This is a genomic window from Micromonospora sp. NPDC047557 (assembly GCF_043205095.1).
In the GTDB taxonomy this organism is placed as follows: Bacteria; Actinomycetota; Actinomycetes; order Mycobacteriales; family Micromonosporaceae; genus Micromonospora.
In genome coordinates this window covers 210,473-226,504 of the sequence record NZ_JBIDDK010000003.1, presented here as the reverse complement: position 1 = coordinate 226,504, position 16,032 = coordinate 210,473, and the positions used below count along the sequence as shown (strand labels likewise).

Sequence of the window (16,032 nt, the reverse complement as noted above, 5' to 3'; positions counted from 1 at the left end):
CCGCGATGTGCACCGGGCGCGAACCGTTGGCTACCCTTGCCGCGTGCCGTCGCTCTTTCGCCGCAAGTCCACCGACCTCGTCGACGAGGCCGTCTCCTCGGTGACCCCCGAGGAGACCGCCGACCGTCCCCGGGGTTACACCCCGGCCAAGGGTCGCCAGACGCCGAAGCGGCCGACCGTCGGCCGTCGCCCGGCCGGCCCCACGCGCCCCCTCACCAAGGAGGAGGAGCGGGAGCGGCGCCGCCAGCTGCGTACCGAGGCCGCGGCCGAGTTCCGCCGCGAGGGTGGCCCCCGCGACCGGGGCCCGGAGCGGCTGCTGGCCCGCAACGTGGTCGACTCCCGGCGCACCGTCGGCACCTGGTTCTTCGGCGGCGCGTTGATCGTGCTGATCGGCTCGAACGCGGCGATGCCGGCGCCGGTGCGGCTGATCTCCAACGTGCTCTGGGGCGCACTGGCCCTGGGTGTGGTCGTCGACTCGCTGCTGATCTGCCGCAAGATCGGCAAGCTGGTCCGGGAGCGCTTCCCGAAGACCGACCAGCGGATGGGCTCGCTCTACCTCTACGCCGTGATGCGGTCGATCACCTTCCGGCGGATGCGCGCTCCGGCCCCCCAGGTCAAGCTCGGCGACAAGGTCTGATCCCCCCTCACGGCAGGCCGAGCAGGCGCAGCGCCGCCGTGGTGCCGGCCGCACCGACCACCACCAGCACGAACGGCACCCGCCGCCAGGCGAGCAGCACGCCGACCAGCACCCCGGCCGGACGGGCCCAGCCGGCGAACCGGCCCGCCTCGGTCAGCGCCGCGGTGGCGGCGAGGGCGGCGAGCAGCGCGGCGGCGCACACCGGCAACAGCCGCTGGGACCACTCGGGCAGGTCCAGCCGGTCCCGCAGCAGCACACCGGCCAGCCGGAAGCCGTAGGTTCCAGCGGCCAGCGCCAGGATCACCGCGATCAGCACGTCCGCTCCCCCGCGCGCTCGGCGCCGACCGGGGTGGGCGGGGCGGGGCGGGCGCCGTCTCCCGGATTCGACCGGCGGTGCAGGGCGATGACGACCGGGCCGGCGAGTGCGAGCAGCACCGGCAGCCCGGCCGGCAGCACCGGGGTGGCGACGACCGCCAGCGCGGCCCCGGACAGCGCCGCGTGGCGGGTGTCCCGGTCCCGCAGGGACGGCAGCAGCAACGCGATCAACCCGGCCGGGAAGGCGGCGTCCAGGCCCAGCGCGGCCGGGTCGCCGACCGTGCCACCGGCGAGTACGCCGAGCAGGGTGCCCGCGTTCCAGGCCAGAAAGAGCAGCGTGCCGGCCAGCCAGAACGCCCGGCGTCGAGCGTCGCCGGCCGGTCGGGACAGGGTGAACGCGGTCGTCTCGTCGGTCATGAGGTGACTGCCGAGCAGGCGGTGCCGCAGTCGGGGTCCGAGGCTGTCGCCGAGGGCTAGGCCGAACGGCAGGTGCCGGGCGTTGAGCAGCAGCCCGGCCAGCACGGCGGCCAGCGGGCTGCCGGCGGCCACCAGGCCGACCGCCATGAACTGCGCGCCGCCGGCGTAGAGGACCGCGGACATCGTCAGGGTGGCCCAGACCGGCAGCCCCGCGGCGATCGCCACCGCTCCGAACGACGCACCCACCGCGATCATCGCCGCACCGAGGGCGAGCACGTCGCGAAACATCCGCGTGTCCGATGTTCGTTGTACCGTACGCATGGTTCACCATGGTGAACACGTCTGTGGTGTTCGTCAAACCGAACGTTGATCCAATGGAGCGAACGCATGCCTCCCGAACCGGCCGCCCCGCTCGCCACCATCGCCGCCGCCCTGCGCCGGGAACGGGAACGGGTGGGCATCTCGCTGACCGAACTCGCCCGCCGGGCCGGCATCGCCAAGTCCACCCTCTCCCAGCTGGAATCGGGGACCGGCAACCCGAGCGTGGAGACGCTGTGGGCCCTCGGCGTGGCGCTCGGCGTGCCGTTCAGCCGCCTGGTCGAGCCCGCCGACGACGGCGTACGGGTGATCCGCGCCGGGGAGGGGCCCCGGGTCCGTTCCGAACAGGCCGACTTCGCCGGGACGCTGCTCAGCGCCGGCACGGCGCACCTGCGCCGGGACGTCTACCTGATCGAGTTGGAGCCGGGCGCGGTCCGGGAGGCGGACGGGCACACGCCCCGCAGCATCGAGCACGTGGTGGTGGCCGCCGGACGGCTGCGCGTCGGCCCCGAGGCGGGCACCGTGGACCTCGGTCCGGGTGACTACGCGACGTTCCCCGGCGACACACCGCACCGGTACGAGGCGCTGGTCCCCGGCACCTTCGCCGTCCTCGTCATGGAGCATCCCTGACCCGATGCTCCGGTCCACCCAGCCGGCGGGTGGGGTATCGTCAAAGGTCAGATTGGGTTATTGACCTAAATGTCCGGAACCATCGGATAACGTTTGCGCTCGTGGGCGGTGCCACAGTGGCGGTGAGCGAGCCCACGCCGTTACCCTCCATCCGCAGCCACGCCCTGCCGAAATGGGCGACCCAACCGGCACGCGAGGCCCCAGCGCGACAATGTGCAACGAGGTGACAACGCCGTGAGCGAGCGGACGCGAGCCGGCCACCGGGGCGTGGCAGGCGGCGACCGGACGCCCATGGGCCAGCGGGGCACTACCGCGGCCACCGCACCGTCGACGGGGAGCGGCCACGCGGCCGGGTGTGGCGACGGGCTCGACGGATGAACGGCCGCTACACCGACCGGTGGCGGGACCCGAACGAACCGTCCTGGGTGGTCGAGCCGACCACCGAGTGGCACCCCCAGTTCCCCGGCCAGCGCTACCCCGGCGACATCGGCGCCACCCACCAGCCGGCCCCGCCGCGCGGACGGGCGACAGTGGTCGGTCGTACCGAGGTGCCGCCGCTCGCGCCCACCCGACCGGACGGCACCTACCTCGGCCGCTCCTGGGCCGACGAGCCTCCGGGCGAGCCGGCCCCCAACGGCCGGTGGGGGGCGGACGACGAGCCGGGCGAGACACCCTCCTACGGCTGGTCACGCAGCGACGAGCGCCCCGCCGACACGACGCACCACCCACGGCCCGAGACCCCGCAGTACGACCATGAGCCGTACCGCCGGCCGCTGCCCGAGCCGCCCCGACGGGAGGAGCGCCGCTCCCCCGAGTCGGACCGGCGGACCGCCTGGTCCGACCGGCGTCCCGGCGACGACCGGGGACCGGCTCGGGAGGCCGCCTGGCACCGCGAGCAGCCCACTTCCGAGCGGTACGACGGCCGCCCGCCCCGACACGAGCCGGCCGACCGGGACCGGGCATACCCGACCGCGCCACCCGTCTCCCCCGGGCCCTACTCCCCCGCACCGCGCAGTGACTCCGGCTGGGTGCCCGAGCCGGACGAGGCGCCGCGCCGGCGCGGCACGTCGGAGCGGCCGGCCGCGAGTCACGACCGGCACCCCGGCGACGGGTACGGCACTCGACCGGCCAGGGGCCACGACGGCCGCCCGACCGACGGCTGGGCCGCCGAGGGGGCCGGCCAGTGGGCACCCGTCGACAGCCGCTCCCGCTACCGCGCCGACGGCCACCCCGACCGCCTGCCCGACGACGCCCGCCGCCCGGAACGCCTGCCCGACGACGCCCGCCGCCCAGAACGCCTGCCCGACGACGCCCGCCGCTCGGAGCGGGGCGTTGCCGACGGCCGGTCCCGCGTGGACGCCGGCCCCGGTGCGCCCACCGATCGGCAGCGCCGGCCGGACGAGGCATTCGGCCCGCCACAGACGTCCGAGGGCGGACGGCGGCGCCGCCCCGAACCGGAGGCACCGGAACAGCCCCGCCGCGACGACGAGCGCCGCCGTCCCGATGTCGAGCCGCAGCGGCAGCAACCCCGCGAGGCGGCAGCCCGCACCGAGGCGTACCCGGACCGTCGCGCGCGCGAGAACGCCCGGCCGGAGCGGTACGGCGAGGAGCCGTACCGCGAGGAGATTTACCGCGAGGAGGCGTACCGCGAGCCCCGGTCGCAGCCCGGCCCCCGGTCGGGTAGCGGCCTGCCCTGGCCGCCGCCCGGTCCGGTGCACCCGGACCGCACACGGGAGCCGGGCTACCGGCCCGAGCCGCACCGCGGCGCTGAGCCGGAGGTTCCGCCGCGGCCGGCGACGCGACCCGCACGGCCACCGGTGGAGCCGCCCCGGTACGACGAACGGCCCGCGCGTCCCGCCGCGACGGTGCCGCCCACCTCCGGCCGGGCCACGCCGTTCCCGCCCACACCCGTCTCCCCCGCCGCGCCAGGCACCGGCCGGGCGACTCCGGTTCGTCCGGTGTCGCCGGAACGACCGGTGTCGCCGGCACCCGTGTCGCCCGCCGCGCCCGGCCCGGACCGGCCGGTGTCCGCGGCACCCGTCTCCCCCGCCGCGGCGGATTACGGGCGGCAACCGTCCACGTCGTCCGGTCGTCCGGAGCGCGACCGGCCGGTGTCGGCCGCACCGGTCTCCCCGGCGGACGTCCCCGTCTCCGGTCCACCGGCCGCCCGGCTGCGGCTGGAGTTCCTGCCCGCCCCGGTGGATCCTCCGTCCCCGGACGAGCGGCCGGAGTCGCCGCAGCGGCCCGAGCACCGCACACCCGCCGAACCGGCTCCGACTGCCGACTCTCGCGCCACCGCGCCACCGCGCTATCCCGGCCCGGACAACAGCTCGCACCCGACACCACCGGTCCGTCCTGCCCCGCAGGACCAGCCCTCGCACGCGACACCCGGGCAGCGGCCATCGCCGCCTGCCGATGACCGCCCGCCGGTCACGCCCCCACCGGCCTGGCAGCGGCCGGAGCAGCCCGTCACCCCCGTGACGCCGACGTCCTCGGCGCCCGCGCCGGACGCCGAGCCGGCGCTTCCGATCGCCCCGGGCGTACCGCGTCGCTACGTGCCCCCGGTGCCCTCGGAAGTGCCCGCGCCGACCGCTGCGGAGCCAGCGGAGGCGTCGGTCCGGGGGCCGGAAGCCTGGTTCAGCCCCGGCGCCCAGCCGGTCCTGTCCGACGAGGACGAGAACCCGGCGGACCAGCGGCCGACCGAGGAAACCGAGACCACCACCGTCGCCGAGACGACCGAGGACTGGAGGCCCGGCGGCGGGTCGGCCGGCTCGCCACACGCCGAGGACGCGCACGCCCGGTCGGCGGCGTCCGCCCAACCGCTAGTCGGTGACCCCGCAGCCGACCGGCGGCCGGACCCGGCCGTCGAGACCGCTGCGACACCGATCTCCGGACCGCTCGCCGACCCGGTGTCCGCACCATCAGCCGATCCGACCGCCGCCCGCCCGGCCCCACCCGACTCGGCCGAGCCCGTCTCGGCCCCGTCTGTCTCCACGCCGCCGGACTCGGCCTGGCCCATCTCGGCACCGCCGGCCCCCGCGCCGCCGGACACGACACGGCCCGTCTCGGCACCGCCGGCCTCCACACCACCCGACTCGGCCTGGCCCATTTCGGCACCGCCGGCCTCGGCCACCCCGATGGAGGTGGCCGACGGTGAGCGTCGCCCCCGGGTCGACGACCTCGCCACCCACGTGGAGCCTTCCACCGAGCCGACCTCGAACGACGCACGGGAGCCGGTCTCCGGACCGCCGGCACACCCGGTCTCCGGTGCTCCACGCGCCTGGTCGGACGACCTGGTCGACGATGCGGACAACGCAGCAGCGACCGTCGAGCCGGAATCGGGCGAAATCCACCGTCCGCACAGCGGCGAGCCGTACGACGAGGCGCCGGAGCACCACAGCGAACTCGCCCCCGACGACATCCACCAGGTCACTGGTCCGACGAGCGCGCCGACCGCCGACGCATCCACCGACGCGTCGCGGGACCGCCTCGCCGACGCCGAACCGTGGGACCGGCCGGCATCGGCGCCGCCCGCGTCGAGCAACGCGTACACATCGACCGCCAGCCCGGACCCGAATGCCGACCCGGCCGGGCCCGGTCCGGCGACCGAGGCGACGCGCACCCCGCCGCCCGAGCCGTCGGCGGAACGGCCCACCGCGGCAGCGCCCGTGTCCGCACCGCCCGCACCGGAGCCCGTACCCCCGGCGGCACTCGCACCGCCCGTCTCCGCACCGCCGGTCTCCGCACCGCCGGCCGCGCAAGCACCCGTCTCCGCACCGCCCGTCTCCGCGCCACCCGCCGGGCAAGCGCCCGTCTCCGCGCCACCCGCCGCGCCCGTGTCTCCCGTCTCCGCCGTACCGCTCGCTGGCATTCCCGGGCCGCGCAGCGGGTCGTCCGACCAGGACGCGCCGGTGTCGGCGCCGCCCGCCACGGCACCGGAGCCGCCCCGTCGTTCGCTGGCCGATCAGGGCGACCCGGAGCAGGTCCTGGCCGCGTACCGCTGGCGGCTGGACCCGGTGACCCTGCGCGAGGAGCTGACGGAGCCGGACGCCATGCGGGCCATCCGGCGGCGGTTGACCGAGAAGCTGGGCTCGGCTGTCGACAACAAGGCGCGGGCGCGGCTGCTCAGCCTGCGCGCGGTCGCCTCGCGGATCCTCGGCGACCTCGACGACGCGTTGGCCGACGGCCGGCTCGCCCTCACCTACGCCGAAGCCACCGGCGAGCTGCGCCGGACCGCGCTGGCCCAGGCCCGGCTGGCCCACGTCCTGCGCTGGCGGGGCGACTACGCCGAGGCCGACCAGCTCTTCGCCGAGGCCAACTCGATCGAACTGCCCGACCGGCTGCGCGCCGCCCTGCACGAGCACGCCGGGCGGTGCTGCTATGACCAGGGCCGGCTGATGGAGGCCTGCCACCACTTCGAGCGGGCGCTCGACCTGCGCGGGGCCGGCGACGCCGAGCTGCTGGACCGGATCCGGGTGGCCCTCGACGCGGTCACCGCGCGCGCTTCGGCCGACGGCTTCGGGCCGTACCCCCGGAGTCGGGAAGAGGTGCTCGACCGTGACCGGCCCCCGCAGCCGGACCGGGACGGACCGCTGTGGGGTTACACCGACCACGCTGGCGACGTTGTCATTCCCGCCCGGTACGCCGAGGCGCAGCCCTTCCACGACGGGCTGGCCTGGGTCCGGCGGCCGGACACCGACCGGTGGTCCCTGATCAACCTGCTGGGTACGACGGTGATCCCGCCCTCGTTCCGGGCGGTGCGCCCGTTCAGCGACGGCCTGGCCTGGGTGGTCACCGACGGCGGGTGGACGGCGATCGACCCGACCGGCGCGGTGCAGGTTCCGCCCAACTTCGCCGACGTACGGCCCTTCCGTCGAGGGCTGGCCGCGGTGAAGCGCGAGGGGTGGGGTGCGGTCGACCGGACCGGACGGATCGTGGTGCCGACCCGATACCACGGCTTCGTCACCGAGCTGACCGACGCGGGTCCGGTGGACGGCTTCACCGACGAGGGTCTCGTGGTCGTCGACGTGGCCGGCCGGCGCGGTGTGGTGGACCGGACCGGCGCGGTGCTGGTCCAGCCGTCGTACCCGATGGTGGTCATCCACCCGGTGGCGTTCCTGGTGGTCAGCGGTAACGGTCGGTGGGGCGCGCTGGACCGGCGCGGTGGGCCGCTGATCGACCTGGTGCACCCCGATCGCGCGGCGGTGCTGGAGGAGATCGACCGGCTGTTGACCGACGCCAACCCGGTGCTCTGAGTCGTCGCGAGTCGTCGCTCGGCGATCGTGATCCGCCGGAGTTAGGGTCGGGGCATGGAATTCCGACACCTGGGCCGTTCCGGCCTGATGGTCAGCGAGATCTCGTACGGCAACTGGATCACCCACGGTTCACAGGTCGAGGAGGACGCGGCGAACGCCTGCGTCCGGGCCGCCCTCGACGCGGGGATCACCACCTTCGACACCGCCGACGTGTACGCCGGCACCCGGGCCGAGGACGTGCTCGGCCGGGCGCTGCAGAACGAGCGTCGCGAGGGCTTGGAGATCTTCACCAAGGTCTACTGGCCCACCGGGCCGGGTCGCAACGACCGCGGCCTGTCCCGCAAGCACATCATGGAGTCGATCAACGGCTCCCTGCGCCGGCTGCGCACCGACTACGTGGACCTCTACCAGGCCCACCGGTACGACTACAGCACGCCGCTGGAGGAGACGATGGAGGCGTTCGCCGACGTCGTGCACTCCGGCAAGGCGCACTACATCGGCGTCTCCGAGTGGACCGCCGAGCAGCTGCGGGCCGCCCACCCGCTCGCCCGGGAGCTGCACGTCCCGCTGGTCTCCAACCAACCCCAGTACTCGATGCTGTGGCGGGTCATCGAGACCGAGGTCGTGCCGGCCAGCGAGGAGCTGGGCATCGGCCAGATCGTCTGGTCGCCGATGGCCCAGGGCGTGCTCTCCGGCAAGTACCTGCCGGGGCAGCCGCCGCCGGCCGGCTCCCGTGCCACCGACGAGAAGTCGGGCGCGAACTTCATCTCCCGGTTCATGAACGACGACGTCCTGACCCGGGTGCAGCAGCTCAAGCCGCTCGCCGAGCAGGCCGGGCTGAGCATGGCCCAGCTGGCCGTGGCGTGGGTCCTGCAGAACCCGAACGTCTCGTCGGCGATCATCGGCGCGTCCCGCCCCGAGCAGGTGCATGACAACGTCAAGGCGGCCGGGGTGAAGCTCGACGCCGAGCTGCTCAAGGCCATCGACGAGATCGTCGAGCCGGTCACCGAGCGGGACCCGTCCAAGACCGAGTCTCCCGCCGAGCGGCCCTGACGCGGTTCCGGTCCGGTCGGCGCACCCGCGCCGGCCGGACCGGACAGCTCAACTCAGCTCTGCCAGAACCGGATCAGGTCCAGGCCGGCGGCGTACAGCCACGACGGCAGGCCGAGCAGGTCACCCACGGCGAAGACCGCGTCGAAGAACCAGCCGCCGATGCGCGGGTTCCACAGCAGCGCGAAGAGCAGAAGGAAGCCGTACGGGGCAAACAGGTCGTACATCCGGCGCCACTGCGGATTGAGCCACGGCTGGATCATGTTGCCGCCGTCCAGGCCGGGCACCGGCAGCAGGTTGAGCACGCTCGCGGTGAGCTGAAGGAACGCCAGCAGCGCCACCCCGGCCCAGAACTCCACCGGGCCACCCGAGGACGTGCCGAGTCGCACCGCCAGCACGAGCAGCAACGTGAACAGCACGTTGGTCGCCGGGCCGGCGAGGCTGACCAGGGTGTGGCGCAGCCGACCCGGGATGGCGTGCCGGTCGACCCACACCGCGCCGCCGGGCAGACCGATGCCGCCGAGCAGCACCACCACCACTGGCAGCACGATCGACAACAGGGGGTGGGTGTACTTGAACGGGTTGAGCGTCAGGTAACCGCGGTGGGCGATGTCCCGGTCGCCGGCGCGGTAGGCCACCACGGCGTGGGCATACTCGTGCAGGCAGAGCGACACCAGCCAGCCGGACACCACGAACAGGAACACGTCGAAGCGGACGCTGCCGTAGCTGTTCCAGGCCAGCACCCCGCTGACCGCGAAGAGCGCGACCAGGCCGAGGAAGACCGGGCTGGGCCGGAACGCCGCCTTGGGCACGCCGAGCACCAGCCCGTCGGCGCCCGGCCGGTCGTAGGCCATCACTCGGCCGTGGGCAGCAGGCTCATCCGGTACTCCACCCGGTCGTCCTCGACGAGCGCGACCGAGGTGACGCCGGACGCCGCGAGCTCACGCCAGGTCTGACCGATCCAGGATTCGGCGTCGGCCTGGCTGCCGAACGACTCCGCCGGGCCCTCCACCGTCTGACCGTCAGTGCCCTCGTACCGCCAGCTCCACGCCATGCCGCGTCTCCCCTCGCCGCTGAAGTCCCCGTGGGACGAACCCCCGCCAGCGTAGTCGGCCCGGCGCGCAACGGCCGCTCGCTCGCCCCCGCAGCAACCCACGGGTTGATCAACCCACGTCGGTGCGGGCCGGTACGGTGGCTCGGTGCTGACACGGGGAGTGCTGCTCGGCGACCGGTACCGGCTGGGCGAGCGGGTGGCGACGGGCGGGATGGGCGCGGTCTGGCGCGGCACCGACGTGCTGTTGGAGCGCGAGGTGGCGGTCAAGGTGCTGCTGCCGTCGCTGGTCGCCGATCCCGAGTTCACCGCCCGCTTCCGCGCCGAGGCGCGGATGCTCGCGGCGTTGCGGCACCCCGGCGTGGTCGCGGTGCACGACGTCGGGCAGGCGGCGCTCGCCGACGGCGGCCGGGTCGACTACCTGGTGATGGAGTACGTCGAGGGCGAGCCGTTGTCGGCCCGGGTACGCGCGGCGGGTCGACTGGACGCGGCCACCACCATGTCGGTGCTGGCGCAGGCCGCCGACGCCCTGCACACCGCCCACCTCGCCGGCATCGTGCACCGGGACGTGAAGCCCGGCAACCTGCTGGTCAAGGCGGACGGTCGGGTGGTGCTCGTCGACTTCGGCATCGCCCGGTCCCGCAGCATGGCCGGGCTGACCGCCGCGAACATGGTGCTCGGCACCGCCGCGTACATGTCTCCCGAGCAGGCCACCGGTCAGCCGGTCGCCGCCGCCACGGACCTCTACGCCCTCGGGGCGGTGGCGTACTTCTGCCTGGCCGGGCAGCCACCGTTCGACGGCGACAACCCGCTCGCGGTGGCGTTGCGGCACGCCCAGGACGAGCCAGCCCCGCTGCCGCCGAACACGCCGCCCGCGGTGGTGGCGGTGGTCGCGCGGGCGATGGCCAAGCGGCCCGCGGACCGGTACGCCAGCGCCGCTGAGCTGGCCGCTGCCGCCGCCGATGCCCGCGACGCGACCCTGGCCAGCATCCCGCCCTCCGCCCGCCCTCCGTGGGCGGTGGCCGCACCCGCCCCGCCCGTGGTGGGCGCCACCACCCCGCCGGCCGTCGCGCCGCCGGTTCCGGGCGCCATCCCGGCCGTCACGCCGCCGGCCCCGCCCGTTTCGAGTCCCACGCCGCCGCCCGTGCCGACCCGCGCGCCGACGCCGCCGCCGGTCCCGCCCACGGACCCGGGCCTGCCACCGGCCTTCCGGGCCGGGATGGTCCAGATCCGGCCAACCGAGACCGGGCCGACCCGCGAGGATCCGCTGCCGACGTCATCAAGCCGGCGACGTGGGCCGCTGCTGGTCGGGGTGGGCGCGATCGTTCTGATCGCGCTCGTCGGCGGGGCGGTGGCGGCGCTGCGACCGGACGCCGGGCCGGACCGGACGACCGGTCCGGCGGCGCTGACCGGTGAGTCGACGTCGGGCACCGGCGTCGACCTGCCGACCGCGGACACCACCACCCCGGCACCGCGGGCCAGTGGCACGCCGAGCGCCGACCGGACCGCGACCGCCACACCGACCGGCGGCGACCGATCGGGTACGCCCGCCAGCGGCAGCCCGGTCACCCGCAGCGCGGCGCCGGGGACCACGCCGACCGGGGCGGCCAGCGGCAGACCGACGTCCAGTGGCAGCCCGGCGGGCCGGCCCAACCCGTACACGGCGGCGCAGACGTGCGGCAGCGGCTATCAGGTGATCGACTCGGCGACGCTGACCGACGGTGGCGGCCGCCGTCAGGGTCGCGTCTACCTGCTCTACCACTCGGGCAACGGCAACAACTGCGTGGTCACCCTCAAGGACACCGCGGTCGGGGCCAGGACGGCGGCCTCGGCGTACCTGGAGGTGCAGGGACGGGCCCGCAGCACCGACAGCGGCTCGTTCGACTACTACGCGGGCCCGGTGCGGGCCTCCGCCGCCGGCGCGTGCGTGAAGTGGGGCGGCGCCACCGGCGGGGTCAGCTACGGCAGCGGGTTCGAACACTGCGGCTGACCACCCACGACCCTGGCAGCACCTCCCTCTCGCGCCCAGGACGGCCGGGCGCGAGAGGGAGCCGGCAGGCAAGATCGCCGGCTCTCACGGGGGAAGCGGACGCTTGCCTGCAATGGACGCGGAACGGACTTTCGATCGTCGGCAGGGCTGGGGCGACGTGCCCAGACCCGGGGCATGAGAACTAAGGTACGGACATGTCCGTTGACGGGTGGAACACGGTCCTGGTGCTCGGCGGTATCCGGTCCGGCAAGTCCGAGTTCGCCGAGTCCCTGGTCGCCGACGCGCCGGTGGTTCGCTACATCGCCACCGCCCCGGAGGGCGACCCGGAGGACACCGAGTGGGCGACCCGGCTGGCGACGCACCGCGCCCGGCGACCGGGCAGCTGGACCACCGAGGAGACCGCCGCAGAGCCGCGTCGGCTGGCGGACGTGCTCGAATCCGCCGAGCCCAACGAGACGCTTCTCGTGGACGACCTGGGCGGCTGGGTGACCGTGCTGCTCGACCCGGAGTACCAGCCCGCCGACGACGTGGCGACGATCGCCGAGCTGGCCGAGGCGATCCGCACCTGCGCGGCGCGGGTGGTGCTGGTGAGCCCCGAGGTCGGGCTGTCGCTGGTGCCGACCACCCCGCTGGGCCGCGCGTTCACCGACGCGCTCGGCGCGGCCAACCGCGCGGTCGCCGACGCCTGCGACGCCGTGGTGCTGGTGGTCGCGGGCCAACCGGCCTGGCTGAAGCCGGCACCCTCCACCGCCGCCGCTGCCGCCCCGACCGTGAGCGCGTCGGCGAGCCCCGTGTCGCCGGCCGCGAGCCAGACCGGCACGAGCCAGACCGGCGCATTCCAGGCCGGCACGAGCCTGCTCGACGCCGAGCCCACCCCCGAGGTTCAGCTGCCGGACGTACTGACCCACACCCCGCCGGTCGCCCCGAACCAGGAGCCCGGCAACCCCTGGGCCGCGCCGACCATGGCGCTGCCGATGGTGGCCACCGGGCTGGTCATCCAGCCGGGCATGGAGCTGCCGATGCCCGACGACTACGCCGGTCCGCAGGCGGTGGACCGGCTGGCCACGTTGGACGTACCCGGTGCCGGGCTGGGTGTCCTGGACCGGGTGGTTGGCTTCGCCGCCGCCACCCAGGGCACGTCGACGCCGGCCGCCTGGGGTTCGGTGCGGGTGCTGCTGCTCAACGGCGACCACGCCGGTGGTGCGTCGGCCGGCACCGTCGCGGGCGAGTCGGCGCGTCGGGCCGCACAGGCCCGCGCCGGGCGGGGCGCGCTGGCCCGGCTGGCCGCCGAGAGTGGCGCGAGCCTGCAGGTGGTGGACACCCCCGCCGCCGCGCCGATGGAGACCCAGCCGGCCCTGAGCGGCGAGCAGGTCGAGTCGGCGCTGCGCTACGGCTGGCGGCTGGCCGAGCAGGCCGCCGACGCGGGCGTACAACTGCTGGTCCTGGGGGCGTGCGGCGCCGGCACCGAGGCGGCCGCGGCGGCGGTGCTGGCGGCCACGGCCGGCGCGGAACCACCGGCCGTGCTGGGCCGGGTGATCACCGACTCCGGTGAGATCGACGACGCGGCCTGGATGGTCCGCTGCGCGGCGGTGCGCGACGCGCTGCACCGCACCCGACGCTCGCCGCGCGGCGCGAAGGACGTGCTGTCCGAGCTGGGCGGCGGCGATGTGGCAGTGGCCACCGGCGTGCTGCTGGGCGCCACCGCCCGCCGGGTGCCGGTGCTGCTGGACGGGCCGGTCGGGCTGGCCGCCGGGATGGTCAGCCGTGACCTGGCCGGGCAGGCGCGGCACTGGTGCCTGCTGGCCGACCACGGCCAGCACCCCGCGGTGCGGCTGGCCGCCGACGTGCTCGGCCTCACACCCCTGCTCGACCTGCGGCTGGACCTCGGCGAGGGCGCCAACGCCCTGGTCGCGCTGCCGCTGCTGCGCTCGGTGCTGGCACTGGCCGCCGCGCTGCCGGTGCACCCGTCGCTGACCGGCGACACCGACGCGGACCGGGCCGACGAGCCGCAGACCGACCCGGAGCCCGACGACGCCGAGCCCGACTACGCCGAGCCCGACTACACCGACCCGGAGTTCGTCGAGCCGGAGCCGGCCGGGCCGGGCCCCACCCGCACGGGGGCGGACGAGCAGCCGGCGTCGGGCTGGCGTGCCGGCTGAGTCGCGGCTCGTCGCGGGCGCCCGGCTGGCGGTCACCACCTTCAGCACGTTGCCGGTACGCGCCGGCCGGATCGACCGCCCGGTGGCGGGTACCGCGATGGCGCTCGCCCCGGCCGTCGGCGCGCTGCTCGGCGTGCTGCTGGGCGGCGTCCTGCTGCTGACCGGCACCCTCGCTCCCCCGCTGGTGGCCGCCGGCGTGACGGTGGGCGCCGCCGCCCTGCTGACCCGAGGGCTGCACCTGGACGGGCTGGCCGACACCGTGGACGCGCTCGGGTCGTACCGGCGAGGGCCTGCCGCCCTGGAGATCATGAAGAAGCCGGACGTCGGGCCGTTCGGCGTGGTCGCCCTGGTGGTCGTACTCCTGGTGCAGGCCGCGGCGCTCGCCGACCTGGCCGGCCGGTCCTGGCCGGCGTGTCTCGCGGCGGTGGTGGCGGCCACCGCGGCCGGGCGGCTGGGTGTGACTGTGGCGTGCCGGCGGGGCGTGCCCGCGGCCCGGCCGGACGGGCTGGGGGCCCTGGTGGCGGGAACGGTCGGCCCGGTGGCGGTGAGCGTCGGCGCGGTCGCCGTCGTGCTGCTGGCGGTGCCCGCGGTGCCGGGCCGTCCGTGGCAGGGGCCGCTCGCCGTCGTCGCCGCGCTCGCCGTCGCGGTGCCGCTGCTGGCCCACGTGGTACGCCGGCTCGGCGGGATCACCGGCGACGTGCTCGGCGCGACCGTCGAGGTGGTCACCACGCTGGTCTACCTCGGTGTGGTGCTGTCCGCCTGAAGCCGGCGCGGCCGGCCGGGTAGCGTTCGGCTCGACAGCACCGGCACGGCCACCGGGGGAACCCAATGCTCATCACGGACGACTTCCTGCCCGTACCGGTGCCGGAGTCGCTCAGCGCGACCTACCTGGTGCCGATGGCGGGGCTGCCGAAGGTCAGCGCGAAGACGGCGGTGGCGGCGCTGACCGGCCGACTGGCCGAGCCGGTGCACGGGCTCGCCCGGCAGATGCTGGAGAGCCCGCTGATGAGCGTGGACACGCGGCCGATCGCCGAGTTCCCCGCGCTCCCGCCGGATCTGCTCACCGCGTTCGGCGCCACCGAGGCGCAGTTGGCCCGGCTGGCCGCGGCGACACACCTGGTCGTGGTCCAGGCGGAGTACCGGCCGGGCTGGCCGCCCGCGCACGAGTGGGCGGCCCGGGCGGTCGCGGCGGCGGTGGCGGAGTCCGTCGACGGCGACGTGGTGGACGTCTTCGGCCTCCAGTTCCTCGACCCGGCGACCGCCCTGCGCTCGCTCCCCGACGAGCAGGGCCGGATCCGGCTGGTCGACTGGGTGCTGGTGCCGTACTCCTCGGACACCGAAGGGCTGTGGTTCACCACGAAAGGGCTGCGGCGCTTCGGTCTGTTGGAGTTGCAGACCCAGGGGGTGCCCGACCATCTGACCCGCGCCTGGGGTGCGGTGATGACCGGGGCGGCCCGACGGCTGCTGCGAGACTGGACCGACGGACTCACCGGCGAGGAGGTGCCGGCGTTCGTGCAGCTGCCGGTGCTGGCCACGGTGACCGGGCACGACATCGCGGTGGCGTACGGCAACCCGGAGCAGCATGGCGCGACGGCCCCGGTGCTGCTGCGCCTGGAGCTGGACCCGGCGACCGACCCGGAGGCCGACTCGTTCCTGAGCCTCCGTCCGCCGGCCGGGCATCCCGGGCCGGACGGGCGCTACTACGCCGCCGCCTGCGCGACGTTGTTCTCCGGCATCCAGCCGGACGTGCGCTACGCGCGTTCCGGTGACGCGATGAGCCGCGCGGTCGCCACCGCCCGGGCCGCCCTGGGCGACGCCCGGGCCCGCTTCGTCGCCGGCCAGCTACCGGCCGAGTCGCAGCTGGTCGTCAAGTACGGCCTGCCGGGCGACGACGGCCCCGAGTACGTCTGGGCGGGCGTCACCTCGTGGGAGACCCCGGAGCGGATCGTCGGCGTCAGCGCCAGCGACGCCAACACCGACGAGAGCGTGCGCATCGGCGCCCCCGTGGTGGTGGAGGCGACAGACGTCGTCGACTGGGCCGTCCTGAACGCGACCGGAGTCATCGAGGGCGGCTGGACCCAGGCAGTCCTGGACTCCGGCGAACCCCCCACCACCCCAACCCCCTAACCCCGCTCCCCCACCCCAACCCCCCACCCCCTCCGCGTTGATCATGAAGTTATTGCCACCGCCATCGGCGTGTCGTGGCAATA

The 16,032-nt window shown here is 75.4% G+C and carries 12 protein-coding genes; 8 read left to right on the top strand and 4 right to left on the bottom strand.

Features of this window, described 5'->3' with window-relative positions:
- Positions 1-43 precede the first annotated feature (43 nt).
- The gene (locus ACGGAQ_RS11490; protein ID WP_393047340.1) at positions 44-637 is read left to right on the top strand and encodes a DUF3043 domain-containing protein; all 594 of its coding nucleotides are present in this window, start codon (positions 44-46) and stop codon (positions 635-637) included.
- 7 nt (positions 638-644) lie between these two features.
- On the opposite strand, the gene ACGGAQ_RS11485 is transcribed toward ACGGAQ_RS11490, so the two are convergent.
- Together ACGGAQ_RS11485 and ACGGAQ_RS11480 are read right to left on the bottom strand one after the other, a co-directional pair.
- Positions 645-953 (bottom strand): AzlD domain-containing protein, encoded by a 309-nt coding sequence (locus ACGGAQ_RS11485; RefSeq protein WP_393047337.1) that lies wholly within the window; start codon positions 951-953, stop codon positions 645-647.
- Positions 947-1,690, bottom strand: coding sequence for an AzlC family ABC transporter permease (locus ACGGAQ_RS11480; RefSeq protein ID WP_393047334.1), 744 nt, complete (start codon positions 1,688-1,690; stop codon positions 947-949). The genes ACGGAQ_RS11485 and ACGGAQ_RS11480 overlap by 7 nt, the downstream gene beginning before the upstream one ends.
- Positions 1,691-1,756: 66 nt before the next feature.
- Between ACGGAQ_RS11480 and ACGGAQ_RS11475 the strand changes: the two genes are divergently transcribed.
- The 3 genes from ACGGAQ_RS11475 to ACGGAQ_RS11465 all read left to right on the top strand — a co-directional run bounded on the left by ACGGAQ_RS11475 (position 1,757) and on the right by ACGGAQ_RS11465 (position 8,625).
- Positions 1,757-2,317: a helix-turn-helix domain-containing protein gene (locus ACGGAQ_RS11475; protein WP_393047332.1), complete on the top strand. Its 561-nt coding sequence runs from the start codon at positions 1,757-1,759 to the stop codon at positions 2,315-2,317.
- 374 nt (positions 2,318-2,691) lie between these two features.
- Entirely contained in the window at positions 2,692-7,572 is a 4,881-nt protein-coding gene (locus tag ACGGAQ_RS11470) for a WG repeat-containing protein (RefSeq protein ID WP_393047329.1), read from the top strand.
- Positions 7,573-7,626: 54 nt separating this feature from the next.
- A complete protein-coding gene (locus ACGGAQ_RS11465) occupies positions 7,627-8,625 on the top strand; it encodes an aldo/keto reductase family protein (protein ID WP_393047327.1) in 999 nt (332 codons plus the stop codon).
- 53 nt (positions 8,626-8,678) lie between these two features.
- On the opposite strand, the gene ACGGAQ_RS11460 is transcribed toward ACGGAQ_RS11465, so the two are convergent.
- Positions 8,679-9,476, bottom strand: coding sequence for a site-2 protease family protein (locus ACGGAQ_RS11460; protein ID WP_393047324.1), 798 nt, complete (start codon positions 9,474-9,476; stop codon positions 8,679-8,681).
- Complete coding sequence (locus ACGGAQ_RS11455; protein ID WP_030337978.1) at positions 9,476-9,676, bottom strand: hypothetical protein; 201 nt, start codon at positions 9,674-9,676, stop codon at positions 9,476-9,478. The genes ACGGAQ_RS11460 and ACGGAQ_RS11455 overlap by 1 nt, the downstream gene beginning before the upstream one ends.
- A gap of 145 nt (positions 9,677-9,821) precedes the next feature.
- On the opposite strand from ACGGAQ_RS11455, the gene ACGGAQ_RS11450 reads away from it, so the two are divergent.
- The 4 genes from ACGGAQ_RS11450 (at position 9,822) to ACGGAQ_RS11435 (ending at position 15,949) form a co-directional block, all read left to right on the top strand.
- Positions 9,822-11,663, top strand: a complete 1,842-nt coding sequence (locus ACGGAQ_RS11450) for a protein kinase (protein WP_393047320.1) — start codon at positions 9,822-9,824, stop codon at positions 11,661-11,663.
- A gap of 194 nt (positions 11,664-11,857) precedes the next feature.
- On the top strand, positions 11,858-13,822 hold the full coding sequence (locus ACGGAQ_RS11445; RefSeq protein ID WP_393047317.1) for a bifunctional adenosylcobinamide kinase/adenosylcobinamide-phosphate guanylyltransferase: 1,965 nt from the start codon (positions 11,858-11,860) through the stop codon (positions 13,820-13,822).
- Positions 13,812-14,585: an adenosylcobinamide-GDP ribazoletransferase gene (locus tag ACGGAQ_RS11440; RefSeq protein ID WP_393047314.1), complete on the top strand. Its 774-nt coding sequence runs from the start codon at positions 13,812-13,814 to the stop codon at positions 14,583-14,585. Before ACGGAQ_RS11445 ends, ACGGAQ_RS11440 begins: the two co-directional genes overlap by 11 nt.
- 65 nt (positions 14,586-14,650) lie before the next feature.
- Entirely contained in the window at positions 14,651-15,949 is a 1,299-nt protein-coding gene (locus ACGGAQ_RS11435; RefSeq protein ID WP_393047311.1) for a DUF2314 domain-containing protein, read from the top strand.
- The last annotated feature ends 83 nt before the right edge of the window (positions 15,950-16,032 follow it).

Coding starts and splice junctions, on each gene's coding strand:
- ACGGAQ_RS11460 (WP_393047324.1), bottom strand. CDS start 9,476: ATGGCCTACGACCGGCCGGGCGCCGACGGGCTGGTGCTCGGCGTGCCC.
- ACGGAQ_RS11475 (WP_393047332.1), top strand. CDS start 1,757: ATGCCTCCCGAACCGGCCGCCCCGCTCGCCACCATCGCCGCCGCCCTG.
- ACGGAQ_RS11435 (WP_393047311.1), top strand. CDS start 14,651: ATGCTCATCACGGACGACTTCCTGCCCGTACCGGTGCCGGAGTCGCTC.
- ACGGAQ_RS11470 (WP_393047329.1), top strand. CDS start 2,692: ATGAACGGCCGCTACACCGACCGGTGGCGGGACCCGAACGAACCGTCC.
- ACGGAQ_RS11465 (WP_393047327.1), top strand. CDS start 7,627: ATGGAATTCCGACACCTGGGCCGTTCCGGCCTGATGGTCAGCGAGATC.
- ACGGAQ_RS11455 (WP_030337978.1), bottom strand. CDS start 9,676: ATGGCGTGGAGCTGGCGGTACGAGGGCACTGACGGTCAGACGGTGGAG.
- ACGGAQ_RS11445 (WP_393047317.1), top strand. CDS start 11,858: ATGTCCGTTGACGGGTGGAACACGGTCCTGGTGCTCGGCGGTATCCGG.
- ACGGAQ_RS11480 (WP_393047334.1), bottom strand. CDS start 1,690: ATGCGTACGGTACAACGAACATCGGACACGCGGATGTTTCGCGACGTG.